This window comes from Halopseudomonas litoralis, from assembly GCF_900105005.1.
GTDB lineage: Bacteria > Pseudomonadota > Gammaproteobacteria > Pseudomonadales > Pseudomonadaceae > Halopseudomonas > Halopseudomonas litoralis.
In genome coordinates, this window is sequence record NZ_LT629748.1 from 223007 (window position 1) to 248340 (window position 25334).

29 protein-coding genes are annotated in these 25334 nt (G+C 59.7%); 11 read left to right on the forward strand and 18 right to left on the reverse strand.

Going from position 1 to position 25334, the window contains the following annotated elements:
* Nucleotides 1-29: 29 nt before the first annotated feature.
* Complete coding sequence (locus BLU11_RS01125) at nucleotides 30-359, reverse strand: YegP family protein (protein WP_090271648.1); 330 nt, start codon at nucleotides 357-359, stop codon at nucleotides 30-32.
* Nucleotides 360-493: 134 nt separating this feature from the next.
* Nucleotides 494-673: a hypothetical protein gene (locus tag BLU11_RS19435; RefSeq protein ID WP_090271649.1), complete on the reverse strand. Its 180-nt coding sequence runs from the start codon at nucleotides 671-673 to the stop codon at nucleotides 494-496.
* A gap of 67 nt (nucleotides 674-740) precedes the next feature.
* Between BLU11_RS19435 and BLU11_RS01135 the strand changes: the two genes are divergently transcribed.
* On the forward strand, nucleotides 741-1400 hold the full coding sequence (locus tag BLU11_RS01135) for a 5'-methylthioadenosine/S-adenosylhomocysteine nucleosidase (protein WP_197674238.1): 660 nt from the start codon (nucleotides 741-743) through the stop codon (nucleotides 1398-1400).
* A 28-nt stretch (nucleotides 1401-1428) separates the two neighbouring features.
* On the opposite strand, the gene BLU11_RS01140 is transcribed toward BLU11_RS01135, so the two are convergent.
* From BLU11_RS01140 to BLU11_RS01150, 3 genes are all read right to left on the reverse strand, one after another.
* On the reverse strand, nucleotides 1429-2835 hold the full coding sequence (locus BLU11_RS01140; protein WP_090271650.1) for an efflux transporter outer membrane subunit: 1407 nt from the start codon (nucleotides 2833-2835) through the stop codon (nucleotides 1429-1431).
* The gene (locus tag BLU11_RS01145; RefSeq protein ID WP_090271651.1) at nucleotides 2828-6016 is read right to left on the reverse strand and encodes an efflux RND transporter permease subunit; all 3189 of its coding nucleotides are present in this window, start codon (nucleotides 6014-6016) and stop codon (nucleotides 2828-2830) included. Before BLU11_RS01145 ends, BLU11_RS01140 begins: the two co-directional genes overlap by 8 nt.
* 81 nt (nucleotides 6017-6097) lie before the next feature.
* A complete protein-coding gene (locus tag BLU11_RS01150) occupies nucleotides 6098-7252 on the reverse strand; it encodes an efflux RND transporter periplasmic adaptor subunit (RefSeq protein WP_090271652.1) in 1155 nt (384 codons plus the stop codon).
* Between the two features lie 327 nt (nucleotides 7253-7579).
* Between BLU11_RS01150 and BLU11_RS01155 the strand changes: the two genes are divergently transcribed.
* A complete protein-coding gene (locus BLU11_RS01155) occupies nucleotides 7580-8554 on the forward strand; it encodes an AraC family transcriptional regulator (protein ID WP_331456690.1) in 975 nt (324 codons plus the stop codon).
* Between the two features lie 316 nt (nucleotides 8555-8870).
* On the forward strand, nucleotides 8871-10196 hold the full coding sequence (gene nirK / locus BLU11_RS01160; protein ID WP_197674239.1) for a copper-containing nitrite reductase: 1326 nt from the start codon (nucleotides 8871-8873) through the stop codon (nucleotides 10194-10196).
* Between the two features lie 640 nt (nucleotides 10197-10836).
* On the opposite strand, the gene BLU11_RS01170 is transcribed toward nirK, so the two are convergent.
* The 4 genes from BLU11_RS01170 to BLU11_RS01185 form a co-directional block, all read right to left on the reverse strand.
* Complete coding sequence (locus BLU11_RS01170; RefSeq protein WP_090271655.1) at nucleotides 10837-11190, reverse strand: DUF1428 domain-containing protein; 354 nt, start codon at nucleotides 11188-11190, stop codon at nucleotides 10837-10839.
* A gap of 31 nt (nucleotides 11191-11221) precedes the next feature.
* The gene (locus BLU11_RS01175) at nucleotides 11222-11581 is read right to left on the reverse strand and encodes a YciI family protein (RefSeq protein ID WP_090271656.1); all 360 of its coding nucleotides are present in this window, start codon (nucleotides 11579-11581) and stop codon (nucleotides 11222-11224) included.
* Nucleotides 11578-12432, reverse strand: coding sequence for a YciI family protein (locus tag BLU11_RS01180; protein WP_090271657.1), 855 nt, complete (start codon nucleotides 12430-12432; stop codon nucleotides 11578-11580). The genes BLU11_RS01175 and BLU11_RS01180 overlap by 4 nt, the downstream gene beginning before the upstream one ends.
* Before the next feature lie 88 nt (nucleotides 12433-12520).
* On the reverse strand, nucleotides 12521-13765 hold the full coding sequence (locus BLU11_RS01185; RefSeq protein ID WP_090271658.1) for an RNA polymerase sigma factor: 1245 nt from the start codon (nucleotides 13763-13765) through the stop codon (nucleotides 12521-12523).
* Between the two features lie 105 nt (nucleotides 13766-13870).
* Here BLU11_RS01185 and BLU11_RS01190 point away from each other — a divergent pair, with 105 nt between their 5' ends.
* A complete protein-coding gene (locus tag BLU11_RS01190) occupies nucleotides 13871-14329 on the forward strand; it encodes a DUF4112 domain-containing protein (RefSeq protein WP_090271659.1) in 459 nt (152 codons plus the stop codon).
* A 119-nt stretch (nucleotides 14330-14448) separates the two neighbouring features.
* Here BLU11_RS01190 and BLU11_RS01195 read toward each other — a convergent pair whose 3' ends face one another.
* A complete protein-coding gene (locus BLU11_RS01195; RefSeq protein ID WP_090271660.1) occupies nucleotides 14449-15210 on the reverse strand; it encodes an SDR family oxidoreductase in 762 nt (253 codons plus the stop codon).
* Between the two features lie 208 nt (nucleotides 15211-15418).
* Here BLU11_RS01195 and BLU11_RS01200 point away from each other — a divergent pair, with 208 nt between their 5' ends.
* From BLU11_RS01200 to BLU11_RS01220, 5 genes are all read left to right on the forward strand, one after another.
* Nucleotides 15419-15568, forward strand: coding sequence for a BCCT family transporter (locus tag BLU11_RS01200; RefSeq protein WP_231702245.1), 150 nt, complete (start codon nucleotides 15419-15421; stop codon nucleotides 15566-15568).
* Between the two features lie 103 nt (nucleotides 15569-15671).
* Nucleotides 15672-16082: a PH domain-containing protein gene (locus tag BLU11_RS01205; RefSeq protein WP_090271661.1), complete on the forward strand. Its 411-nt coding sequence runs from the start codon at nucleotides 15672-15674 to the stop codon at nucleotides 16080-16082.
* The gene (locus BLU11_RS01210) at nucleotides 16079-16585 is read left to right on the forward strand and encodes a M48 metallopeptidase family protein (protein ID WP_090271662.1); all 507 of its coding nucleotides are present in this window, start codon (nucleotides 16079-16081) and stop codon (nucleotides 16583-16585) included. The genes BLU11_RS01205 and BLU11_RS01210 overlap by 4 nt, the downstream gene beginning before the upstream one ends.
* A 144-nt stretch (nucleotides 16586-16729) precedes the next feature.
* Complete coding sequence (locus BLU11_RS01215) at nucleotides 16730-17200, forward strand: DUF305 domain-containing protein (protein WP_090271663.1); 471 nt, start codon at nucleotides 16730-16732, stop codon at nucleotides 17198-17200.
* Nucleotides 17201-17317: 117 nt separating this feature from the next.
* Nucleotides 17318-17869, forward strand: a complete 552-nt coding sequence (locus BLU11_RS01220) for a DUF421 domain-containing protein (protein WP_090271664.1) — start codon at nucleotides 17318-17320, stop codon at nucleotides 17867-17869.
* A 56-nt stretch (nucleotides 17870-17925) separates the two neighbouring features.
* Here BLU11_RS01220 and BLU11_RS01225 read toward each other — a convergent pair whose 3' ends face one another.
* The 3 genes from BLU11_RS01225 to BLU11_RS01235 all read right to left on the reverse strand — a co-directional run bounded on the left by BLU11_RS01225 (nucleotide 17926) and on the right by BLU11_RS01235 (nucleotide 20386).
* A complete protein-coding gene (locus BLU11_RS01225; protein ID WP_090271665.1) occupies nucleotides 17926-18393 on the reverse strand; it encodes a hypothetical protein in 468 nt (155 codons plus the stop codon).
* A gap of 3 nt (nucleotides 18394-18396) precedes the next feature.
* On the reverse strand, nucleotides 18397-18828 hold the full coding sequence (locus BLU11_RS01230; RefSeq protein WP_090271666.1) for a DNA polymerase III subunit chi: 432 nt from the start codon (nucleotides 18826-18828) through the stop codon (nucleotides 18397-18399).
* A gap of 64 nt (nucleotides 18829-18892) precedes the next feature.
* The gene (locus tag BLU11_RS01235) at nucleotides 18893-20386 is read right to left on the reverse strand and encodes a leucyl aminopeptidase (RefSeq protein ID WP_090271667.1); all 1494 of its coding nucleotides are present in this window, start codon (nucleotides 20384-20386) and stop codon (nucleotides 18893-18895) included.
* A 160-nt stretch (nucleotides 20387-20546) separates the two neighbouring features.
* Here BLU11_RS01235 and lptF point away from each other — a divergent pair, with 160 nt between their 5' ends.
* Together lptF and lptG are read left to right on the forward strand one after the other, a co-directional pair.
* Nucleotides 20547-21650 carry an LPS export ABC transporter permease LptF gene (lptF, locus tag BLU11_RS01240; protein WP_090271668.1) on the forward strand — a complete coding sequence of 368 codons (1104 nt, stop codon included), beginning with the start codon at nucleotides 20547-20549 and terminating at the stop codon, nucleotides 21648-21650.
* Nucleotides 21637-22698, forward strand: a complete 1062-nt coding sequence (lptG, locus tag BLU11_RS01245) for an LPS export ABC transporter permease LptG (RefSeq protein WP_090271669.1) — start codon at nucleotides 21637-21639, stop codon at nucleotides 22696-22698. The genes lptF and lptG overlap by 14 nt, the downstream gene beginning before the upstream one ends.
* A 17-nt stretch (nucleotides 22699-22715) precedes the next feature.
* On the opposite strand, the gene BLU11_RS01250 is transcribed toward lptG, so the two are convergent.
* The 5 genes from BLU11_RS01250 to folM are packed head-to-tail and all read right to left on the reverse strand — an operon-like array spanning nucleotide 22716 to nucleotide 25223.
* Entirely contained in the window at nucleotides 22716-23198 is a 483-nt protein-coding gene (locus BLU11_RS01250) for an RDD family protein (RefSeq protein WP_090271670.1), read from the reverse strand.
* Between the two features lie 33 nt (nucleotides 23199-23231).
* Nucleotides 23232-23567: a HopJ type III effector protein gene (locus BLU11_RS01255; RefSeq protein WP_090271671.1), complete on the reverse strand. Its 336-nt coding sequence runs from the start codon at nucleotides 23565-23567 to the stop codon at nucleotides 23232-23234.
* On the reverse strand, nucleotides 23564-23938 hold the full coding sequence (gene folX, locus BLU11_RS01260; RefSeq protein WP_090271672.1) for a dihydroneopterin triphosphate 2'-epimerase: 375 nt from the start codon (nucleotides 23936-23938) through the stop codon (nucleotides 23564-23566). Before folX ends, BLU11_RS01255 begins: the two co-directional genes overlap by 4 nt.
* Nucleotide 23939: 1 nt before the next feature.
* The gene (gene folE / locus BLU11_RS01265; RefSeq protein ID WP_090271673.1) at nucleotides 23940-24503 is read right to left on the reverse strand and encodes a GTP cyclohydrolase I FolE; all 564 of its coding nucleotides are present in this window, start codon (nucleotides 24501-24503) and stop codon (nucleotides 23940-23942) included.
* 18 nt (nucleotides 24504-24521) lie between these two features.
* Entirely contained in the window at nucleotides 24522-25223 is a 702-nt protein-coding gene (folM, locus tag BLU11_RS01270) for a dihydromonapterin reductase (protein WP_090271674.1), read from the reverse strand.
* Between the last annotated feature and the right edge of the window lie 111 nt (nucleotides 25224-25334).

Here is a 25334-nt window from a genome sequence, read left to right on the forward strand (position 1 = left end):
TCTCCTGACCTGGGAGAGGGGGAAAGTCATCAAACCTCTACTACTGTGGCCTCGGGTGCGTGCTTCTTGACGGACTCGATGCCATTGTCGCGGGAGGCAACGGCTTCATAAAGCTGGCTGGTACCAATGACCTGATGGTTTGCCGCTTTCAGATTGAACATGAATTTGCCGGAGTTGGACTGCTTGCGCTCGTAGCGACTGTCATCCGGAGCATTGCTTTTGACCGATTCGACTCCGTTCATGCAGCTGGCTTTGGTCTTGTACCCTTCACTGGCAAGGATGCTCTGCCCATTGGACGCATTGAGTCGGAAGCGGTATTCCCCAGCCTTGTCCTGATAGACCTCAAATTTACCTGCCATATTGCTCTCCTGGAATAATGAGCCGCAGCATATGCGGGCTCGCTGTGCTCAATCATTAAAGCTCAGGATTTGCCGCTGCGCTAATCCGAGGAGAAAAAGCATTGGTATCGTCGTTATACCCCTCGCTCGTTATTTCATATCAACACATGCAGCTGCGGCAGTATCCGCGGCCGATACCAGCGGTCGGCGGTAACCCGCTCCACCAGCCAGCGTAACTGGGTGTTCAGCGCCTCCACGTCGGCCTCGCGTTCCGGCTGCTCGGGGGTAGCCGGTGCGGTGTTGCAGGGGCGTTTCCGTTTGCGTGGCAGAGTCAACCATCAGGCCGTTGCCTGAAAAGGGTACACTGCAGTGCAATACCCATCGGCAATGCAAGCGATACTGATGATGAGCTCTTGTACCCCCGTCCTGACCACCCTGGCAGGCCGTAACATTCTCTTTGTGATGGCAGATAAGGCCGAGTACGGCCCACACCTCCAGCAACGCTTTACTCCGCTGATGACCGGTATAGGCCCGGTTGAGGCGGCGGTACAGCTCACAGCGGCGCTGGCTGCTCTGGCCCAGCAGGGACATCTGCCCGATCTGGTGGTGTCGTTGGGCTCGGCCGGAAGCCGGGTGCTGGAACAGACCGAGGTCTATCAGGCGACGTCGGTTGCCTACCGCGACATGGACGCCAGCGCTCTGGGCTTTGACAAGGGAGTCACGCCCTTTCTCGCGCTGTCGGCGACTGTGCCGTTGCCACTGCGGATTCCTGGCCTGCCGGAAGCGACGCTTTCCACCGGTGCCAACATTGTGTCGGGTTCAGCTTATGACGCCATCTCTGCCCAGATGGTGGACATGGAGAGCTACGCTTGCCTGCGCGCCTGCATGCGTTTTGATGTGCCGCTTATCGCATTGCGCGGCATTTCGGATGGCAAGGCGGAACTGCATCACGTCGATGACTGGACGGAGTATCTTCATATCATCGATGAAAAGCTGGCTGCGGCTGTCGATCTGCTGGGCGCGGCGCTTACCGGTGGTGAGTTCAGTTTTGCGCCTGAGTAGCGAGCAATCCGCACTTTTAGATGCTTACTCATACGCTTGGCGCCCCCGCCAGCGCCCGATACACATTCACCATCGCCAACCCCATCGCTGTCTGGCTCCGCACCAGCCTGTCCCGCATGGCGGTCAGTTCCTGTTCCGCCGCCAGCAATTCAAAATAGCCGATAAACCCTTGATCGTAACGGTCACGTGCCTGCTCTACGGCCTGGGTGGCGGCGTCGGTGGCGCTTTGCAGCAAGGCCGTGCGTTTGTGCGATTGCTGGTAGCGCAGTAGCCAGGTTTCTGTTTCTTCCAGTGCCAGCAGGACCGTTTGCCGATAGTCCGCGAGCAATTCGGCGTATCGGGCGTCGGCTGCATCGATTCGTGCCTGCACCATGGTGCGGTCGAGGAAGGACCAGTCGATGCCCAGAGCTACGCGCCCGGTTTGGGCGCCAGCAGTAAAGAGGTCCGAGCCGGTACCGGCGAGCGAGCCGAGCAGGGCACCGAGGGTGAAGCGCGGGAACAGGTCGGCAGTGGCGATGCCGATGCGGGCGCTGGCTGCTGCCAGGCGCCGTTCGGCGGCCTGGATATCGGGGCGCCGGCGCAATACGTCACCGGGGCTGCCCGCGGCAATGGATGGACGACTGTTCGGTAGATCCGCAGGTACTTCAAGTTGCGGAACCAATGCGGTGGGTGTCTGGCCGGTGAGTACGCCGATGCGGTGCATGGCGGCGCCTATCTCGGCTTTGAGTTGGGGGATCTCTGCCCGGGTTGCATCCAGTTGGGCGCGGGCCCGCACCTGATCGAACAGGGTGCCGCGGCCGGCTTCCAGTCGTGCACCGACGATATCCAGCGACGCCTGCTGCAGACTGGCGTTTTCCTCGGCGACCCGCAGTTGCTGTTGCAAACCGCGCAGCTGGAAGTAACTGCTGGCCATCTGGCCGGCCAGCGCGACCTGCAGTGTCTGCCGGTCCGCGCCGGCGGCCTGCAGTTCTGCTGCGCTGGCCTCGGTGGCGCGGCGCAGTCGGCCGAACAGGTCCAGCTCCCAGCTGAGCGCCACACCGGCCTGGTATGACTCCACTCGCTCCTTGTCGGGCCGGGTGCGCTCGACTTCCGCCAGCCGTTGGCCGGCAACGCCGGCACCGGCGGTGACGCTGGGCAACTGATCGCGGCGTGAGCCACGCAGCAGCGCTTCAGCTTCCTGATAGCGGGCCAGTGCCGCTTGCAGGTTTTGGTTGTCGGCCATGGTTTGCTTGATCAGATTGGCCAGCAGGGGGTCGGCAAAGCCTTGCCAGAACCGCTGCTCGTTGCTTTCCAGCGACGATCCGGCTGCCTCGTCGGGCGCTTGGTCATGAGCAAACTGCTCCAGTTGGATCGGCTTCGGTGGTTGATAATCCGGGCCCACAGCGCAGGCACTGAGCAGCGCTGCCATCGAAATGATACCTGCCAGCTTACTCATGAGACGCTCCTCCCAGTTCTGCTTTTAAATCGCCGTCTGGCTTTGCTGTCTGGTTCTCAAAACGCTTGGCCAACGTCCGCAAGGCGACATAAAACACCGGTGTCAGCAGCAGGCCGAACAGGGTCACGCCGATCATGCCGGTGAATACGGTGATGCCCATGGCGTTACGCACTTCGGCACCCGCCCCAGTGGCCAGTACCAGCGGCACTACGCCGGCGATAAAGGCGACTGAGGTCATGATGATCGGGCGCAGCCGCAGGCGGCTGGCTTCCAGCGCGGCGCTGATGGTGTCGCGGCCCTGCAGTTCGAGCTCACGGGCGAATTCGACGATCAGGATGGCGTTCTTGCACGCCAGGCCCATCAGCACTACCAGGCCGACCTGCACGAAAATATTGTTGTCGCCGCCCATCAGCCACACCCCAAACAGTGCAGCGAGCAGGCACATGGGGACGATCAGGATCACCGCCAGCGGCATTACCCAGCTTTCATACAGCGCGGCGAGCACCAGGAACACCAGCAGCAGGGCGACCGGGAAGACCACCATGGCGGCATTGCCCTGGGTTACCTGTTGGAAGCTCAGGTCGGTCCATTCCAGTGTCATGCCGGCTGGCAATACCTCATCCGCCACGCCCATAACCGCGGCCAGGGTCTGAGCCGAAGACAGCAGGGCAGGGTCGGATTGGCCGATCAGATCTGCCGCCGGGTAGCCGTTGTAACGGATCACCGGGTCCGGCCCGAAGCTCTCGCGCAGCGTGACCATGGTATTGAGCGGCACCATCTGGTTGTTGGCGTTGCGGGTATACAGATGGTCGATGTCGTTGGGGTTGTCGCGGAACGGTGCATCCGCCTGGGCCATGACCCGGTAGGTGCGGCCAAACAGGTTGAAGTCGTTGATGTACTGCGAGCCAAAGTACAGCTGCAGGCTGCCGAACAGGTCATCCAGCCGCACGCCTTGGGCCTTGGCCTGGATGCGATCCACGTCCGCATCCAGCTGCGGCACGTTGGCCTGGTAGGAGCTGAACGGGTAGAACATGCCCGGTGTTTCACTCAGCGCCAGGGCCAGCTCATTGGTGGCTGTTTGCAGCTCGCCATAACCAGCGCCGCGCCGGTCCTGTACGTAGAGTGAATAACCCGAGCCCGCGCCCAATCCGAACACCGGCGGCGGCATGAAGGTAATGGCGAAGCCTTCGTTGATGTCGGCCAGCTTGGCGTTGATCTCATCGGATATCTCCTGGGCGGTGCGGTCGCGGTCGGCAAAGTCGTCGAATACCATGAACACCGTGCCGACATTCGGTGTGTTAGTGCCCTGCAACGCATTGAAGCCGACGAAGGCCAGCGCGTCGGCGACGCCATCGGTATCCATCGCCAGCTCACTGACCCGCCGCGCAACGGCTTCGGTACGATCCAGCGAGGCGCCTTCCGGCAGGCGAATACTGCCGATCAGGTAGGTCTTGTCCTGGGTGGGAATAAAACCGCCGGGCACCTGGGTGAACATCATGGCGGTGCCCGCCAGCAATAATAGGTATATCCCGAACACCCAGCCGCGACGGCTCAGGCTGCGACCGACCAGGGACTCATAGCGCTGGGCGTTGCGCAGAAAGAAGCGGTTGAAGGGGCGGAAAATCCAGCCAAACAGGCGGTCGATGACCCGCGCCGGCAGATCTGGCGGCGCACCGTGCGGTTTCAGCAGGGCTGCTGCCAGAGCGGGCGACAGGGTAAGGGAGTTGATCGCTGAGATCACCGTGGCGATAGCAATGGTCATGGCAAACTGGCGGTAGAACTGGCCGGTGATGCCGTCGAGAAAGGCCATCGGCACGAAGACCGCGCAGAGCACCAGACTGATCGCCACAATCGGCCCGCTGACTTCGCGCATCGCCTGGTGTGCAGCGGCCAGCGGCGCCAGGCCTTCTTCGATATTACGTTCGACGTTTTCCACCACCACGATGGCGTCATCCACCACGATGCCAATCGCCAGGACCATGGCGAACAGGGTCAGGGTGTTGATGGAAAAGCCCATCAACAGCAGGACCGCAAAGGTGCCGACAATGGATACCGGTACTGCGAGCAGGGGAATCAGCGAGGCGCGCCAGGTCTGCAGGAACAGGATCACCACCAGCACTACCAGCCCAACGGCTTCCAGCAGGGTCATGATCACGGCTTTGATGGATGTGCTGACGAACACGGTCGGATCGTACGCCACCTCCCAGCTCAAGCCCTCGGGGAAGTCACTTTCCAGCTCGGCCATCTTGGCCCGTACGGCGGCCGATACGTCCAGGGAGTTGGAACCGGGCGCCTGAAAAATGGGGATAGCAACGGCCTGGCGGTTGTTGAGCAGCGCCCGCAGTGAGTCCTGAGAGGCAGCCAGTTCGACCCGGGCTACATCCTTGAGCAGGGTTACTTCGCCCTGCCCACCAGTTTTCAGCACGATGTCCTCGAACTCTTCAACCGTTTCCAGCCGGCCCTGGGCGTTGATCGAGATCAGCAGCTCGGAGCCATTGGGCATGGGCGGCGCGCCGATCTGACCGGCCGACACCTGGATATTCTGCTCACGCACGGCGGCGGTGATATCGCCGGCAGTCACCCCCAATGCTGCGGCGCGCTGTGGATCGACCCACAGGCGCATCGCGTAATCGCCCGAGCCGAAAAGTTGGGCCTGACCCACGCCGGGTATGCGCGCCAGCTCGTCACGGATGTGCAATACCCCATAGTTGCGTATGTAGGTGGCGTCCAGGCTGTTGTCCGGTGAGGTCAGATGTACCGCCATCATCAGGTTGGGCGATTGTTTCTGGGTGGTCACACCGAGCTGGCGCACGTCCTCAGGCAGTCGTGGCAACGCCTGGGATACCCGGTTCTGCACCTGTACCTGGGCCTGGTCCGGATCGGTGCCCAAGGCAAAGGTCACGGTCAGTGCCAGGCTGCCGTCGCTGCCGGCCACCGATTTCATGTAGATCATGTTCTCGACACCATTGATGGCTTCTTCCAGCGGGGTGGCCACGGTCTCGGAGATGGTCCGCGGGTTGGCGCCGGGGTAGCTGGCGCTGACCAGCACGCTGGGTGGCACCACCTCGGGGTATTCGCTGACTGGCAGCAGCGGAATGCTGATCAGCCCGACCACGAAGATGATGATCGACAACACCGATGCGAAGATCGGTCTGTCTACGAAGAAGCGCGAGAAATTCACGGCAACAGCCTCCCGGAACGCGTCCGCAGACGCGCCCGTATCAGTCAGAAAAAGAAAAAAGCTTGAAGGAGCGCTAGTGCTTCACGGCGCTGTCGCTACCACCATTGGTGCTGGGGTACGACGCATATCCACCAGCTGCGGTGCCACTTCAATGCCGGGGAAGCCGATCTTCTGCAGGCCGTTGACCACCACCCGTTCGCCTGCGGCAAGGCCCTCGGTGATCACCAGCATGCCATCGACCCGGCGGCCGGTTTCGACAATGCGCCGCTCGACCCGGTTGTTATCTGCCAGTACGTACAGATAACGACGATCCTGATCGGTCAGTACGGCTTTTCGATCAACCAGCAGCGCTGCACTGGCGGCGGCCACCGGCATCTCTACCCGGGCAAACTGGCCCGGACGCAACCTGCCATCAGGATTGGCTACCTGTGCGCGGTATTGCAGGGTGCCGGTACGCGCGTTGTATTGGTTGTCGACAAAGTCCAGCTGCCCCTGGTAGGGAAAGTCCTGCCGGCCGGATAACCCGATACGCACCGGCACTGCCTCGCCGTGGGGATTGTCCTGTACGGTCTGCTGATCACTCTCGAAATAGACATATAGCGGATCGACCGAGACTAATGTGGCCAGCAGGGTAGCGTCGGCGGTGGCGAGATTGCCGAGGGTCGCCTCGGCCCGGCCGATACGCCCACTGACCGGCGCTGTGACCTGGGTGTATTCCAGATCCAGCTTGGTACTTTGCAGCGCTGCAGCGGCGGCGTTGACTGCGGCCTGTGCCATGGTCCTGGCAGCATTGCGTTGCTCGAACTCCTCGCGGGATATCGCCCGGCGTTCCCATAACTGTTCGGCGCGAGCCGCCTCGCTGCTTGCCAGCGCCAGCTGGCTGCGCATACGTGTCAGCTCTGCCTCGGCCAGTTGTACACGAGCCTTGTAGGGGCGTGGGTCAATTACAAACAATACATCGCCTGCATTGACCAGCTTGCCCTCTTCGAAGTTGACCTGGTCGATATAACCGCTGACCCTCGGGCGCAGCTCCACAGTCTGCGGTGCTTCGACCCGTCCACTGAAAGCACCCCACAGTGTGACCGGCTCGGCCTTGACCTCAGCTACTTCGACCTCGGGAGGCGGTGGTGTAGGGTTATCCTGGTTCTGGCCCCGGGCATCGCAGCCGGCCAGCACAGGCAGAAGCAATGCGCCGAGCAGCGCTGATCTTGCCTGATTGAAGTTGAATGCGTGCATGTGTGGTCTCGCTTCCCCTCGGGGGATCACTGGTCGAAGTCATCGGCGCAGGGCGCCATGTGGAGGCGAACAGTAAGACCGGAGCTGCCAGAGGAGATAGCGCATTACTGCGGCAAGATTGCCTGATTCTGTTTCAGGCGCATTTGAGCAGTGTTCGCATGCTTATGACCGGATTGTTCATGGACTGATATAACTGGTCTGGAAGGCTTTATTCATAAAGGTTTGAGCGATCCTGCAGGATTGTTGCCTATTCCTGCAAACCGTCGGATCAGGCCTTATGCCTTACCCGATCCTGTATATACTGCCTCCACGCTCTGGAGGTCCGCCATGCTTGATGTTGCTTACTTACCCTCACGCCCTGCCAACGCCCCGGTACTGCCGGCCGAACCCATGTGTCGGCAACTGGCCGATCTGGTATCAGCCAGAGCCACTGGTGAAGGCATTCACAAAACCATCATTCCGGGGTTGGATCTGTTTCGCATCGATGCGCCTTCCGGTTGTGTGTCAACGGTTTATGAGCCCTCCTTATGTATCATTGCCCAGGGTCGTAAGGTTGTTGAACTGGGTGACCGGGAAATCGTCTATGGCGCGCTCAGCTATATGGTTTCCAGTGTCGATCTACCGGTCCAGGGGCGGGTTATAGATGCCTCCCCTGAACAGCCCTACCTGGCGGTAAAGATCAATATCGATCCGGCGGAAGTGGCCGATCTGGTGTTGCTGTTAGGCGAAACCGAGGCGAGCGGGGAGCCGATTGACTGCCCTTATTCAGCCTGCGGTCTGTGCATTGCCCAGGTCGATTTGGGCATACTCGATGCCATGACCCGACTGGTGCAGCTGCTTGACTCGCCGACCGATGCAAAAGTGCTGGCGCCGTTGATCCAGCGGGAGATCATTTACCGCGCACTGATTGGCGAAATGGGCGCGCGTATGCGCGAATTCGTCTCGGCTGACAGTCAGTCGCACCGAATCTCCCAGGTGATTGCAACGCTCAAGAGCCGTTTCGCCGAACCCTTGCGGGTGCGGGAGTTGGCCGAAGAAGTGAACATGAGCGAATCAGCGCTGTACCACAGCTTCAAGCAGGTGACCTGCATGTCACCGGTGCAGTTTCAGAAAAAACTGCGCCTGCATGAAGCGCGTCGCCTGATGCTCAGCGAGGGACTGGAAGCGGCCACCGCAAGCTACCGGGTCGGCTACGAAAGTCCGTCCCATTTCAGCCGCGAGTACAGCCGCATGTTCGGGGCGCCGCCCCGTGCCGATGTCACCAAGCTGCGGCGCGAAACCCGCATCAGCATGCAGGCCTGACCGGCTTATGGTAGCCGCCTCTGTACCTGGCCACTTTCCATTAAAAGCCCCTGCGACAACTAACCACGCCCTCTATCCCGCATCTCCCGCAATTATTTGATATCCATCAAGGGGTGGTTCCCCTGCCAGCTGTAGCCTGATCCTGAAGCTCGGTGGTGGGTGTCAAGATCGATGTTAGTCGGATGGTTTTACACTCTCCCGGGCATGTTCCGACTCTGCAATGGCAGGGTCTCACCTGATCGGGATCGAACTCATGAGAGCCTTTCTTCTCTACCTTTTTACCTTCTGCGGACTTGTCGGGTTTGGTGCGCCCGCGATGGCCGATCACTCAAGTGGCACCGCCAGCGTGAAGCCCGTGCCGGATGTCGTCTTCACGCTGCGCACTGATATTGCCGATGGCAAGTTGGTCTACATCAGTGAAGCGGGTCCGACCAAGGGGCAGGTGAACCCTGATCTTCGCGTGGCGGAAGATGCCGTGGTGCAAGTGAATATCGTGAATGGTGATGGAGCCCTCCATGATTTCTCCATCCCGGATTTCAGCGTCAAATCCGATCAGATCGGCGGCAAGGGCTCCGCTACTGCGATCGTCTTCCGGGCGAACAAGGCCGGCCTCTACGAGTATCTCTGCACCCTGCCCGGGCACAAGGCAGCGGGTATGTTCGGCAAGCTGATCGTGGGTGATGTCCAGGAAACGGTTGTCAGCAACTTCCCGGACCTGTCCAAGAACCCCAGTGAAGTGGGCGAGCCGGTCGGCAAGCGCGGGGCCAAGGAAATTACCATCGATCTTGAGGCCACCGAGGTAGAAGGGCGTCTGAGCGATGGCGCGAGCTACAAGTTCTGGACCTTCAACAACACCGTACCGGGCCCGATGCTGCGGGTGCGCGTGGGCGATACCGTGAACATCAACTTGAAGAACTCCCCTGACAGCGCACATATTCACTCGGTCGACTTCCATGCCGTCACTGGCCCTGGTGGTGGTGCTGCGGTGACTCAAGTGGCGCCCGGCCATTCCAAGAGCTTCTCGTTCAAGGCGCTGGCTCCCGGCCTGTACGTCTACCACTGCGCAACACCCATGGTGGCCCAACACATCACCAACGGTATGTACGGCATGATTCTGGTCGAGCCTGAGGGCGGCCTGTCAAAAGTCGACCGCGAGTACTATGTGATGCAGGGCGAGCTGTACACCGCGCAGCGTCACGGTTCGGCCGGCCTGCAGGAGTTCTCGCTGGACAAACTGCTCGACGAACGTCCCGAACACATGATGTTCAACGGCTCCATGGATGCGCTGTCGGCCACCCACAAGATGGAATCCAGCGTTGACGAAACCGTGCGCATCTTCTTCGGTGTCGGCGGCCCCAACCTGGTGTCCAGCTTCCACGTCATTGGCGAGATCTTTGACCGAGTGTACGACCAGGCATCACTGACCAGCCCACCGCTGACCGATGTGCAGACCACACTGGTGCCCCCGGGCGGTGCAACCATGGTTGAGTTCAAGACCGAGTATCCCGGCAACTACATTCTGGTGGATCACGCATTGTCCCGCGCCGAGAAAGGGCTGGTGGGTATCCTGACCGTCAACGGCGAGGCCAATGACGAGATCTTCAAGTCCGAGGAGGAGGTGGATCACAGCAGCGGTCACTGATTGACCGGCGGTAAGCAACGCCCCGGAGGCTAAATGCCCTGGGGCGTTTCTTATTGCTCTGCTCAGATCGGCTGGCGGGTCGGCCGGACCACGATCTCGTTCAGCGAGACACGCCCCGGCTGGCTGAGGGCAAATAGAATCACCTCGGCTATATCCTCCGCCTGCAAGGCATCGATGGATTACTTCAGCTTGTCGAAGCTTTGCTTCTTTTTCTCGTCGGTAATCCCATCGAAAAATTCGGTATTCACCATGCCGGGATATATCTTGATTACCCGCGCATTGCTTGCGCATGACCTCGGGAAAAGCGGCGACGGCGGCCTTGGAGGCGGAGTAGACGGCGGAGCCGGGGATCAGGGCGTGAACCACGGAAGAGGATATGTTGATCAGCGTACCCTGGGTTTTTTCCAGCAACCCGCCGCGTGACAGTCCGGCATTGTTGACCAGCCTATCCAGAGAACCGCCCCATTCCAGCGCCTATTCCACAGGAGGCTCCGGTGACCATCACAACCTTGTCCTGTAGAGGTTTTGTCATTGTTATTCACTCCTGTTTGCTTGATGTCTCTCGGCTGCGCTTTGCGACTGGGGTCAACAAATGAACAAGCGTTCATTTGTTGACCCCCAATTAACGGGGCAGACAGGCTCACTCATCCAGCAACATGCGGAAGCCACCATAGATCAGGCGCTTGCCGTCGAAGGGCATGGGATTGGCGTCCGGTTGCAGGCGGGGATCCTGCATGACCTTGGCCATGCCTGCATCCCGCGCTTCCCGGGAGGGCCATTCGATCCACGAAAAGATCACGGCTTCCTCGGGCTCTCGTTTCACGGCCATGGAGAAGGACGTGGTCTCGCCTTCGGGAACATCATCACCCCAGCATTCCGTTACCCGCAGTGCGCCGTGCTCCTTGAACACCAGAGCGGCCAGACGTGCGTGTTGGATATAGGCGTCCTGATTGGCGGTGGGAACCGCTGCGACAAATCCGTCGATGTAGTTCATGTTCATCTCCTGTTTCGGTATTTGAGCTGTTTCAGTCTTTCGGTGGCAGCTCGCGGGCGGGCCGCACTTCGATGCTGCCCAGGCGCGCCGGTGGAATACGGCTGGCGAGCCGGATTGCGTCGTCCAGGTCAGTGGCCTCGAGCAGGTAGAAGCCGGCCAGTTGCTCCTTGGTTTCAGCGAAGGGGCCGTCGGTAATCAACGTCTCGCCGTTGCGCACGCGGACCGTGGTGGCGGTCGTCACCGGTTGCAGGGGCTGACCGGTGATGTACTTGCCATCGGCGGTCAGTCGTTCGACGCCGGCAATGCATTGCTGATTGAGGTCGTGCCACTCCTGCTCGGTCATGGCTTCAATCAGACTCTCCTGGTAGTACACCAGTGCGACGTATTTCATCGGGTATTAACCTCCTCAGTGTCTGCGTTTTGCGGGCATTGACCAGTGCCGTAACCGATCATCCAATGGGTGCCGAAGCGGTCGGTGGTCATGCCGAAGCGTTTGGCCCAGAAGGTTTCTTCGAAGGGCATGATGGTCTGGCCGCCCTGCTGCAACTGCTCGAATACCTCGGCGGCGCGCTCAAGGGTGTCGAACTCCAGGTGAACGCAGCTGCCCTGCATCGTCTGATGACAATCGCCAGCCATATCGGCGCCCATCAGCCGCCGGCCACGAATGTTCAGGGAGGCGTGGATGATCCGGTCGGCCAGCTCGGCCGGCACTTCCGTTGCCGCGGGTGTCTCGCTATAGGGGATCATGGCTTCCAGCACACCGCCGGTGACCTGCTGGTAGAAGGTCATGGCTTCACGGCAGTTACCGGGGAATGACAGGTGGATATTCATCTCCATCGGCAGCTTTACCTGCCGCTGATGCTCATCCTTGAGCGCACCGAGTTCGAAATCGCTCAGCTCGAAATAGCGGCGCAGCTCCAGGGTGGCGTTGCCGTCGCTGTCCTCGAGCGGCCATTGCCTGGCCCAGTCGATGGCCTCTTCCAGGGAATCCACTTCCAGTACCGAGTAGCCGGCCAACTGGTCCGAGGCGGGAGTGAAGGGGCCGCGGTGGACGGTGGCTTCACCGTTGCGAAAGACGATGCGACAACCTTCGCTGGTGGGCCTGATGCCATTGCCGAACAGGAAGACGCCTGCCTGAATCATGCGTTCGTTGTAGTCGTGCATCGCACGATAAACCTGGTCGGATGGCAGAGTGCCTTTTTCGGTGTCTTCATCCGCTTTGCGCATCAGCATGAACTTCATTTTGTCGCTCTCCTCTGGTGGATGGTTACCCGTGAGTCGTGCGGACGAGGATCAGATCGACAACGGCGTCGATTTTTCGATGAAATTTTTATGGTCGGCTGGTGAGTTGCTCTTCCAGAAGGCGCAGTTGGCGCGCCAGAAAGCGGCGCTCCGGCTCCTGTACCACCAACGCGAGTGCCCGCTGGTAAGCCAGTCGGGCCGATTCGAGGTCGCCTGCGCGGCGCAGCAGGTCGGCGCGTGCGGCATGAAACAGATGGTAATTGAGTACTTCCCGGCTGGCGCTGAGTTGATCCAGCAGCCGCAGCCCTTCCTGCGGCGAGTCGCGCATGGCCACCGCCACAGCCCGGTTGAGCGCTATCACGGCGGATGGTTGTTGTCGGTGCAAGGCGTCATAGAGTAGGGCGATCCGCCTCCAGTTGGTGTCGGCGGCATTGCTCGCGGTGGCGTGCTCCGCTGCGATGGACGCCTGCAGCGTGTAAGGGGCGACGGGGGTGAGTTGCAGCGCCCGGGCCAGCCAGTCGAGCCCGAGACGGATATCCTTCTGATGCCAGAGACGGCGGTCCTGCTGTTCCAGTGTGACCAGCTCGCCATCCTGGTCCTGGCGGGCGTCACGCCGCGAATGCTGCAGGTACATCAGGGCAGCGAGCCCGTACACTTCTCCATGGGGCAGTAGCCGAGCGAGTGATTCGGCCAGCCGGATGGCCTCGCCAACGAGGCTGACATCGAGGACATGCTGGCCTTCGCTACGCGAGTAGCCTTCGTTGAACACCAGGTAGATCACCTTGAGCACGTCCGGCAGCCGTTGCGGCAACTCGTGATGGTCCGGCACCTTGTAGGGGATGCCCGCGTCGCGGATCTTGCGTTTGGCCCGGACGATGCGCTGCGCCACGGTGACAGGTCGCTGCAGCAGGGCGCGAGCGACCTGCTCGGTAGTGAGGCCGCACATTTCCCGCAGGGTCAGCGCCACTCGCGCTTCCATGACCAGCGCCGGGTGACAGCAGGTGAACAGCAACCGCAGCAGACCGTCATCGATGGGCGTTTCGTTGACCTCCACTGTGACAGCATCGCCAGACTCCATCAGGTGAGCATGGCGACGCACAGTCTGGTTGCGGCGGATCTGATCAATGCCGCGCCGCTGGCCAGTGCTGATCAGCCATGCGGCAGGGTTGTCGGGAATACCTTCCTGCGGCCATTGCCGCAAAGCTGCGACGAAGGCTTCCTGCAGAGATTCCTCGGCCAGACTGAAGTCGTTGAGCAAGCGGATCAGCGTCGCGAGAACCCGGCGAGAATGGTCCCGATAGATCTGCTCGATGTGGGCGGGAGAAGCGGACATGACATTCATGGTGGGCAGCTCGGTTGTCGTTAACCATGGTATGGAACGCTGGCGGCGAATATTGAGCCTATATTGATCTGACACCCCTTTGCTACCGGAGCCATGATGCCCAAGCAGCCGTCCGCAGCCGAACAACGCGCCATACTTCAGCGGCTCGATAAATTCAGCCGTTTCACCGACAGCAGCATCGGCCTGCCTTTCACCAGATTCAAGATCGGCGTCGAGGCCATCATTGGCCTGGTGCCGGGTATCGGGGATCTGGCTGGGTTGGCGATGTCCGGCTATGTGTTGCTTGAAGCGCAGCGGGCGGGTGCGAGTAGCAAGGTAAAAAGGCAGATGCTACGCAATATCGGCATCGATTTCGTTGGCGGTCTGATACCGGTGGTGGGGGATGCCTTCGATGCTGTCTACAAGGCCAATACGCGCAATACCCGGCTGCTGAGAAACTATCTGAACGAGCAGCTCGCCATAGAACTGCCCCCGCCGGCCTTTCCATGGAAGGTATTGATCGGTTTGTCTGTATTGTTTGCGGTGGTTATCGGGGGGGTGGTGATCTTGGTGTGAAAGTGGAAACAGGGCTCAGATGAAACTTTGCGCTTATCCGAGCCCGTTCAGTTCCGCGTTACTGCCTCACATATTGCGGTGACCGTGGTCCAGGCAAGATTCCATTCTGCATACCTACCTCAGATACACGTGCTGCCCCCGTCCACCGGCAGGGCGATGCCGGTAGTAAATCCGGCGCTTTCCGAACACAGGTACAGCACCGCGGCAGCGACCTCTTCAGCTCTGCCAACGCGACCAACCGGATGCAGTCTGGCGGCGGATTCGGCTTTGCGCGGCTCGATCTCGACGGCACGGCGGAACATGTCGGTGTCGATTACCGCGGGGCAGACCGCATTGATGCGGATGCCTTTTCTGGCGTATTCCACCGCGGCCGAACGAGTAAGCCCCAGCACGGCATGTTTGCTGGCGGCGTAGGCGCTCATCTTCGGCGCAGCGCCCAGCGCGGCGATGGAGCCGGTGTTGACGATGGCGCCGCCACCGTTCTTGAGCATCAGCGGAATCTCGAAGCGCATGCACTGCCAGACGCCCTTGACGTTGACGTCCATGATGCGATCGAACACGGTCTCATCGGCGTCGGCCAGCTTGTCCTGTTCGAACTCGACGCCCGCGTTGTTGAAGGCACAGTCCAGTCGCCCGTACTCGCGGTCAATCATCGCCGTCAGGGCTTTGACCTGTGCGGCGTCGACCACGTTGCAGGGGTAGAATACCGCGTCACCGTCGTTCGCCCGTATGTTGGCGGCTACCGCCTCGCCATTGGCGGCGTCGATGTCCGCCAATACCATCCGCGCCCCTTGTACGGCGAATGCCTCCGCGGTTGCCTTGCCGATCCCGGCTGCAGCACCGGTGATCAATACGACTTTGCCCGAATACGCTGAACTCACGCTATCTGCTCCTGAGCGAGGCACGCAGCCCATGCTGCGTTTGCCGTCGAGCCGAGAATATCAATGTGTCGCTCCGTTTGGGGTTGGATCAGATTGGCTGTTTACGCATCATATTGTCCGCTGATGAGACAGCGGCGTGTGGGTCATCTCGGGTTGAGGCGTATCGGTCAATCTATGCGCCCTCGCGTTTTCGGTCTGGGCCATCGCGATGCCCGATGATGCGCGCATATCAATGCAGGCCGCAGTGGACTGGATTGCGACCAATCTCGGTTGGTATTACGTGGTGACAGTAACGCTGGTGATCGGCTTTGTGCTGTGGGTAGCGCTGTCCAGGGAAGGTAGTGTGGCTCGGCCCTGACCATTCGCGGCCGCAGATGTTTTGGTTTGAGAAAAACCAGGCTGAGGGTTTGCTGTAAACTCGCCTGCTTGATTTAACTTATTGTGCCCACGGAGCCATCATCATGACCTATATCGAAGAATCGCTGTCTTCAGGCGAGAAGATCGAAGCGCTTTTTCCGCTGCACTGGTTTGCGCGAGTACCTATGTACCTCTGGTTGGTGCTGGCTATCCCAACGCTGGGCCTCACGCTGATTCTTGCGCTCTATGAGTACCTCAAGCTGAAGCACCTGGAGCAGGGTGTAACCAATAAGCGAGTTATTCTCAAGCGTGGCATTATCAGCCGCAACACTGAAGAGATGAAGCTGCAGTCAATCGAGACGGTCGAGATCGAGCAGGGTATCGGCGGGCGGATGTTCGGCTACGGTACCGTCAAGATCACCGGTCGTGGCATCAGCGATGTGACCTTCAAGGGAATCGATGATCCCATGCAGGTCAAGCGCGATATCGAAAGTGTAAGCAATCCGCTGGGCTGACCGTGCTCAGGTACCTGAACGGCTACGGTCCTGAGGTTAAGCAGCAGGTGCAGCAACTGATCGACAATGATCAGCTGGGGGTTTGGTTGCAGCGCCGCTACCCGCCGGACAGCGGGCATGCGATTCAGACTGATGTTGCGCTCTATGACTATACCCAGCGCCTCAAACAGCAGTACATGCGTAGCAGTGGGCCGATAAGCAAGGTGTTCTTTGATACGCGTATGCATGTGATCGACAACGCGCTCGGTCAGCATCAGTTCGTCAGTCGCGTGCAGGGCAATAAACTCAAGCGCAAAAACGAAATCAAAGTCTCAGCTCTGCTGAAAACCTTACCCGAGGCGCTGCTGCGGATGGTCGTGGTGCATGAGCTTGCGCACCTGCGTGAGAAGGAGCATAACAAGGCCTTCTATCAGCTCTGTCAGCATATGCAGTCGGACTATCATCAGTTGGAACTGGATCTGCGGCTGTTTCTTACCTTTCGAGAAATAAATGGGGACAAGTGAGAAGGGAGCCTTCTCACACACAGGTGCTTCCACCATCCACCGGCAGCGCGGAGCAAGGGTCTTACCCCAACTGGCGAATCCGAACCACCAAATGGCCAGGGACTGCCGTTTGAACTATGTTCAGGGGCAGCACAGGAGAAATCAATGCATCCGTATAGAAACTTCATCTTGATGATTGCGGTATCCGCTACGCTGATGTTCTGTTTGATGTACTTGAATACATATCAACTTGATCATGTCTGGTTCAGCCAGACTCGTCTGTTCATGACGTTCATCATGGCTGGCTGCATGGCTCTGGTAATGCTCTTTTTCATGCGTCATATGTACAGGAACAAGATGGCGAACCTCGCTATCGTCATAGGGAGTATTGCGCTGATGGGTTTGGGCCTGGGGCTCGTCCGAAGCCAGGCTACTGTTGCCGATACCGCCTGGATGAAAGCCATGATTCCCCACCATTCCATTGCCATCCTCACGAGTGAGCGCGCTGATATCACCGATCCTCGTGTCAGAAAGCTGGCTGACGACATCATTGAGGCGCAGCGGCGCGAGATCGGCGAGATGGAATCGCTGATCAAGGACCTCAAGGGTCAATCAGCGGAAGCACCACGCAAGTGAAATTTGGCAATGTTCGGCAGTTGATGCAACGGATCACGCGTGCAATTTGCAGCCTCCGCTCAATCTCTTACCGTCTTCCACGGGCGCTGAACTTTGACGTCGAGTCTTGGAGGTCACTTGGAGCAACTGTTCTTTAGCGGAACGCAGAGCCTGTTCCGTACCTTGCTCGTCGGTGTGCTGGCGTATGTCACCTTGGTAGTGTTCCTGCGCATTTCGGGGAAACGTACGCTATCGAAGATGAACGCCTTCGACCTGGTTGTGACCGTCGCCCTCGGTTCCACCTTGGCGACGGTTCTGCTGACCAAGGACCTGGCGCTCGCCGATGGAGCATTGGCCTTCGCTCTGCTGATTGGGCTTCAATTTATAGTCACTTGGTCCAGTGTGCGAGTGCGCTGGGTGCGGAAAGTCGTTACCGGAGAGCCGCTGATGTTGCTGCATCAAGGTGCTCTGTTGCCGTCAGCCCTTCGCCGTGCGCGGGTCACGGAGGATGAGATCAGAGCGGCTGTGCGCACGGCTGGGCTGGCTTCCCTGTCGGATGTTGAAGCTGTGGTGCTCGAAACGGACGGCTCGTTCAGCGTCATTCGGCAGAGTGAGGGTAACCCCTCCGCTCTCATCGGCGTTCGAGATCCCGCGGGTGAAGCTCAACAAGCGAACCGTGATGAAAGTTAATTTTCAGGGAGATCGGAGATGCAGGATTCAAAGCATTCTGGGTATCCGCATCGGCCTCAGCCTGAAGGCGTCAACTGCTCCTGAACGATCTGGTCCAGCTGGCCACTCAGGCGCTTGCGCAGTTCAGCCTCGATCACCGGCAATATTTCATCAATCACATCCTGCATGACCAATTGCGCTTCGGCTTGCAGGCGAGCTTCCATCCGCACTTCGCGCGCACCGACATGCGGGCCAGTGAGTGATCGCGGAACAGCCTGCTGTAACAGTCGCTCAAGCTGAACCCGTTCACCAGCCAGCCGCGCCAGTGATTCATAAGGCAGAAAAGGGTTGGATGTTTTGTCGTCGTTGGTCGAAGCGACCGGAGCCAGCGTATCGCTGCCGGAACCGATAATGTCCTGCAGAAGAGGGATGTCGAGGTGGGTATCTGGCTGTTGACTGGTTGCAGATGGTTCATCCAGCAAGGTGCGGATGGATTCCAGGTCCTTCAGCAAGCGAGATGGGTCCGTTTGTTCGCGCTGCGTCATACATCATCCTGCTATCCGTATCTGATGAGTGTTCAGAGGATAGCCCCGTTTGCGGTAAAAACGAAATCGTTCACGCGCTGGAACCAGAATTGGGTCGTGTTCCACCAGTATTTCCGCCAGACGGTTGAAGCGGCTGAAGAATTCGGGGGTGTCATTGCTCAGGTTGATGAGGAAGTCATTGTGCGGGTCAGGGGTATCGCCGCACCCGCAAACGATGACCTCGTTGGGCTGATCGGCATGCGGTGCGTGGGGAAGAAAACTGTCCGGTCGAAATGACCAAAGCAGTTCATCCATTGCGCCAACCGCGGCCTCGTCAGCGCAATGCAGATATACCCGCCGATTCTGCTCCCAGGCCTTGCGTGCCAGGCGGCAGGCAAAATGCAGTCTGGCCTCGGGGCGTGAGCTGGAGAGTACATAAAAATCAATATTGGTCATGGTCGCCATTGCTGTTGAAGGGGCGGTGGACGTCGGGTCCTGATGGACCCGACTCCGTTTTAGCTCAGCCTTGAACCTGATTCAGCAGATACTGGGTCAGTAGCGGAACTGGTCGCCCGGTGGCGCCCTTGTCTTTACCACCGCTGATCCATGCGGTGCCTGCGATATCCAGATGCGCCCAGGGGTAGGCCTTGGTGAACCGCGACAGGAAGCAGGCAGCGGTGATGGTGCCGGCCTTGGGGCCGCCGATATTGGCGATGTCGGCGAAGGGGCTGTCCAACTGCTCCTGGTACTCATCGAACAACGGCAGTTGCCAGCCGCGGTCATCGGCCTGCTTGCCGGCGTTGAGCAACTGATCAACCAGCACGTCATCATTGCCCAGCACCCCGGTAGTGTGGCTACCCAGCGCGACAATGCAGGCGCCGGTGAGGGTGGCGATATCGACGACGCTGGCCGGCTTGAAGCGCTCGGCATAGGTCAATGCATCACACAGAACCAGACGGCCTTCGGCGTCGGTATTGAGAATCTCGATGGTCTGACCGGACATGCTGGTGACGATGTCACCCGGCTTGGTGGCAGTGCCACTGGGCATATTCTCGGCGGAGGCGACCAGAATGGTCAGATTGATCGGCAGCTGCAGGCTGACCACGGCCTTGAATACGCCGAGCACGGTGGCTGCGCCGCACATGTCGTACTTCATTTCATCCATGCCGGAGCCGGGCTTGAGGCTGATACCGCCGGTGTCGAAGGTGATGCCCTTGCCGACCAGTACATGGGGCTGGGCGCTGGCGTCGGTGCCCTGATAGCTGAGGCGGATCAGTTTGGCGGGCTCGGCGCTGCCGGCACTGACCGACAATAGCGAACCCATACCCAGCGCTTTCATGTCCTTCTCTTCCAGCACTTCCACTTCGGTGCCCTTGAACTGCTTGGCCAGAGCCTTGGCTTCTTTTGCCAGATAGGTCGGGGTGCAGACATTGCCAGGCAGGTTGCCGAGGTCGCGGGTCAGGTCAGTACCATCGCTGATGGCCTGGCCGTGGGCGATGGCCTGTTTCAGAGCAGCGGCATCGGCCTTGTCGGCGGACCAGAGGGCGCATTTCTTCAGGCGTGGCTTGTCGGCTTTCTTGCTCTTGAACTGATCGAACTGGTACAGGTTCTCGCGGATGGTTTCTACCGCCAGACGCGTACGTGCGTACAGGTCCCGGCCCTGGACGGACAATTCGCTGAAGGTCAGCACCGCGTCGGTGGCGCCGCCGTCTTTCAGTGTGGCGACAGTCTTCTGCAGCAGTTTGCGATAGTCACGATCGCCCAGTGCCGGCTTCTTGCCGCTGCCGATCAGCAATACGCGCTCTGCACTGATGCCGGGCAGGGCGAACAGCATCAGGGTCTGGCCTGGCTTGCCGGTGATGTCGCCGCGTTTGACGGCCGCGCTGATCTGGCCGCCGCAGATGCCATCGAGATGGGCGGCGGTACCGGTGAGGGTGCGTGCTTCGTTGATGCTGACGACCAGGCAACCGGTTTTAATGGTTTCCGCTGCGCCGTGTTTGACGTTGAACTCCATGGTGCTCCCCAAGACAAATCATGTGGTTTGACCGATAATGCAGCTCATTATGACCGGCACTTGTGCCGAAGCAGGCCGGACAACTGCAGACAGTGATGCTGTAGCTGCATTCTGGCCTATTCCCGAGAGCCCTTAAAGCCCCGGATTCAAGGAAACCAATGTGATCGTATTCCGATACCTCAGCCGCGAGGTGCTGACGACGCTTGCGGCCGTCAGTGGTGTACTGCTGCTGATTATCATGAGTGGCCGCTTCATCAAGTATCTGGCCCAGGCCGCAGCGGGGCAGCTGGACCCCGGCGTGCTGTTCATGATCATGGGTTATCGCCTGCCGGGCTTTGTCGTGCTGATTCTGCCGCTGGGCATGTTTCTGGGTATCCTGCTGGCCTACGGGCGGATGTATCTGGACAGCGAAATGGCGGTCCTGTCGGCTACCGGTGTCAGTGATCGAAAGATCCTCGGCTACACTCAGGGCCCGGCGTTGCTGGTGGCGTTGCTGGTCGCCTGGCTGAGCCTGTGGGTGGCGCCGGCCGGTGTGCTGAAGACCCAGCAACTGTTCAATGAGCAGGATGCCATGACCGAGTTCGACACCCTCGCAGCCGGACGCTTCCAGTCGCTGGGCAGCGGTCAGCGGGTGACCTACGCGGGTGGGCTCTCGGATGACCGCACTGAGCTGGAGACCATTTTCATCGCCGAAAGCACCGGCTCTGGCGAGGACGCCAGTGTTGGCGTGCTGGTAGCCGAGAGTGGACGCCAGCAGATGAACGCGGACGGCAGTCGCTATCTGGTGCTGCAGAACGGCTTTCGCTATGACGGGCGCCCGGGGGCAGCTGATTTCAGGACCATTGAATACGATGCCTACGGCGTACTGCTGCCCAAGCCGGAGGTGGTGACCGAAGTGACCGACCGTGAGGCGATGCCATCCACACAACTGCTCGGTAGCGCGGATCTGAAGAACCGGGCCGAGCTGCAATGGCGCCTGGCAATTCCTCTGTTGGTGCCCATAGTCGCGTTTTTTGCGGTGCCGCTGGCGCGCGTCAATCCGCGCCAGGGTCGCTTCCTCAAGTTGTTACCGGCCATCATTCTGTATATGGCCTATCTGGGCCTGCTGGTCACTGCACGAGGCTGGATGGAGGCGGGTAAAACCCCTGCAGCGCTGGGTTTATGGTGGGTCCATGGCCTGTTTCTGATTGTTGGCGTGACGCTCAATTTCCGTGCCCTGACCGCGCCCAGTGCGCCAGCGGGAGGTCGTCATGCGGCTGCTTGATCGCCATATCGGCAAGACTGTTTTTATCAGCGTGCTGACGGTGGCGATGATCATCGTTGCGCTGGATCTGCTGTTCGCCTATATCGGCGAACTGGAAGATCTGGAAGGCGGCTACGGTGCAGTCGAGGCGCTGACCTATATCTTCCTTACCCTGCCCCGCCGGCTGTATGACCTGTTGCCGATGGCAGCACTGGTCGGCTGTCTGATCGGCTTGGGCACCCTGGCGAGCAACTCGGAACTGACAATCATGCGCGCCTCGGGTATGTCCATCGCGCGGATCATGGGCGCGGTGTTGAAACCGCTGCTGGTGCTGATGTTGGCTGGGGTACTGCTGGGGGAATATGTCGCGCCGTACAGCGAAAACATGGCGGAAAGCCGCCGCGCGCTGGCGGTTGGCAGCGGCGAGGCGGTCAAGTCCAAGGGGCTGTGGCATCGCGAAGGCAACGACTTCATTCATATCAATGCGGTCCAGCCGAACGGCGTCCTGCATGGCATCACGCGCTATCGCTTCGATGAGCAACGCGAGTTGCTGGAAACCAGTTTTGCCCAGCGTGCCAGGGTTCAGGGGGAAGATTGGTTGCTGGAGGATGTGGCCACCACGCTGTTCGAGCCTGAAGGCACCAGCCGTGTGGAGCAACACACGCAGCAGCGCTGGGACGTGGGCTTGTCACCGCGCTTGCTGCGTGTTGTCCTGCTCGATCCCGACGTATTACCGCTGACCGGTATCTGGCATTACCAGAACTACCTCGCCGAGCAGGGCCTGAATAACAGCCAGTACTGGCTGGCCTTCTGGAAGAAGTTGTTGCAGCCGGTAACCACCGCTGCACTGGTGTTCGTCGCCATCTCGTTCATCTTCGGCCCCCTGCGCTCGGTCACCCTGGGGCAGCGTGTCTTTACTGGTGTGCTGGTCGGCTTCAGCTTCCGCATTCTGCAGGATCTGCTGGGGCCATCCAGTCTGGTGTTTGGTTTTTCACCGTTGATTGCGGTCTTGCTGCCCATATTGATACTGGTGGTGATGGGTAGTTGGTTGATGCGCAGGGCAGGGTGATGTGCCTGCGCACATCACTACTTCGGCAACACCACTGTCCGGGTGCCGGATGCAATGTCCTGCCAGGTGCGCGACTCCTTGTCCCACAACGCCCACCAGATCCCCAAGCCACCGCAGAGCCATGAGATCAGAGCGACGGTGACGCGGTTGATGGACTGTTGCCAGGTGATGGACCTGCCGTCGGGTTGCTGTATGCGAACACGCCAGGCTTGCATGCCCAGAGTCTGGCCCTTGAGCGTCCAGAACAGGCCGAAGAAGCCGTAAAGGCTGATGATCATGAGTATGGTCAGCACCGGGTCGCGATCCAGAGTGCCGGTATCAGCCATGGCGCTGAGTGCTTCGCTGCCGTGGATCAGGCGCAGAATGCCTTGCTGGTAGGTCAGGGTCAGCACCATGAGCAGGGCCAGACACAGGGTGAAATCATAAAAGCTGCTGGCCACGCGGCGAGCGAGACCAGGAGCGGGGAAGTCCCCGGTGGGTTGCAGTTGCTTGACCGCCATGCGGCCTCCATCTGAGTAGGGTAAGCGGGGTGCTTAGCGACGAGTCAAAGGTTGGCGATCAAAGCTGACACCGGCCAACCCCTGATTCATCAACGAGCGAATGTTAGTGTGATCGCTGCCGTCGGGGCTGGCCAGCACGGACTGATAATGCTCGGCGAAGCACTTGAGCGCCTGCTCATCAGTCAGTCCTTGGTCCAGCGCCATGGCGAGCAGCTTGCAGGAGCCCTGGTTCTGCTCTGCGCTGTTGCGTACGTCACCATTGCTGAAGGCGCTGGGCTGATAATGATAGTGCTGCTCGATAAACGCCAGGGTCTCGGCAAAGCGATGATCCGCCGATTCCAGCCGAGCCTTGAACTGCTCGGCGGTCATGACCGTTCGGCGCTCAGGGTGATGGACACGGACTCGGCAAACCGCAGGGCGTGGGGCTTGTCCACTTCAACTTCGGCATAGCGCACCTGCTCGTGCTGCATGATGATATCAAGCAGCTCTTGGGTGAGCCGTTCCAGCAGTGCAAAACGGTTGTTTTCCACATGGCCGATAAGCGCCTTGGTTATGGTGCGGTAATTCAGCGCGTGGTCGATCTCGTTCTCGGTCACTGCATTGTCGGCCGGGTAGAGAATGCGGGCATTGATCAGCACGTCCTGCCGGTTGTTGATTTCCTCTTCCTTGATGCCGATGAAGGTACGCAGGCGCAGATTCTTGACCCGGATACGCGCCATGCCTGGCTCAAGACGTTCCATATCAGTTGCTCCGGCCGATCAGTTGCAGGAATTCCTGGCGGGTATTGACCGACTCGCGGAAGCTACCGAGCATGACGGATGTGAGCATGGATGAATTCTGCTTCTCGACGCCGCGCATCATCATGCACATATGTTTTGCCTCAATGACCACCGCCACGCCCTGGGCGTCGGTAACTGACTGCACGGCTTCGGCGATCTGTCGGGTCAGGCTTTCCTGAATCTGCAGGCGGCGGGCGAACATGTCGACAATGCGCGCGATCTTGGACAGGCCCACCACCTTGCCGTTAGGCATGTAGGCCACGTGAGCCTTGCCAATGAAAGGCAGCATGTGGTGTTCGCACAGGGAGTACAGCTCGATGTTCTTGACGATGACCATCTCGTCGCTGGAGGACTCGAACAGTGCACCGTTGACGATCTCTTCGAGTGATTGGTCGTAGCCGCGGCAGAGAAACTGCATGGCCTTGGCTGCCCGCAGCGGCGTGCCCTTGAGACCTTCGCGCTCCGGGTTCTCACCTAGGTTGGTCAGAATGTCGTGGTAGTTGCTGGTCAGCTTTTCGAGGCTCATCGGAATTCTCTCATGGATTCACTTCAGGTTTCTGCCGCCATTCAGGTCGAGGCAGGTACCGGTTACGTAGGGGTTATCCAGCAGATAGCGGATGGACTGGTAGACCACATCGGGTCCGGGCTCGATGCCCAGTGCCGATTTGGCCAGCGCCTTGCTGCGATAATCAGGCGAATCGCCTTCATTGAACATGATTAGCGCCGGCGCGATGGTATTGACTTTGATGCGTGGCGCAAGCCGCGCTGCGAAGGAGCGGCTGAGGCCCTCCAGACCGGCCTTGGTGGCGCTGTAGGCAATATGCTTGGCACTGCCGCGCTGGGCTACATGATCGCTGATATGAATGATATCGCCGGTAACATCGGGATCGAACAGCTCTGCGCAGGCCAGGTTGAGCAGATAAGGTGCCTGCATGTGCACCATGAACATCTGCTGAAACGCGTCGGCTGCGTTGTCATCATTCATCCACTCCGAGGCATTATGGATCAGTGCGCGCAGGCGGATCTGCCGGCGGGCCAGGGTATCGATCAGTTGTTGTATGCCATCCTCAGTGGAGAAGTCGGCCAACAGCACCTCAATATTCTCCAGCGGCTCGTCCTGCCACTGCGCACGAGACTGGCGACATGTGATGATCACCCGAAAGCCGTCAGCCACAAGACGCTGGGCGCAATACAAGCCCACACGCTGTGCTGCTCCGGTAATCAGAATGGTCTGCTGCTCGTTCATTGCGCCGGGGTCTGGTTGGTTCTGGAAAGCGGCTATCTTAGCATGTATGCCCGCAACGGGCGCTGATGTGGGAGTCTTCCACGGCAGCGGCGGGCTGATTCGGGCATAATA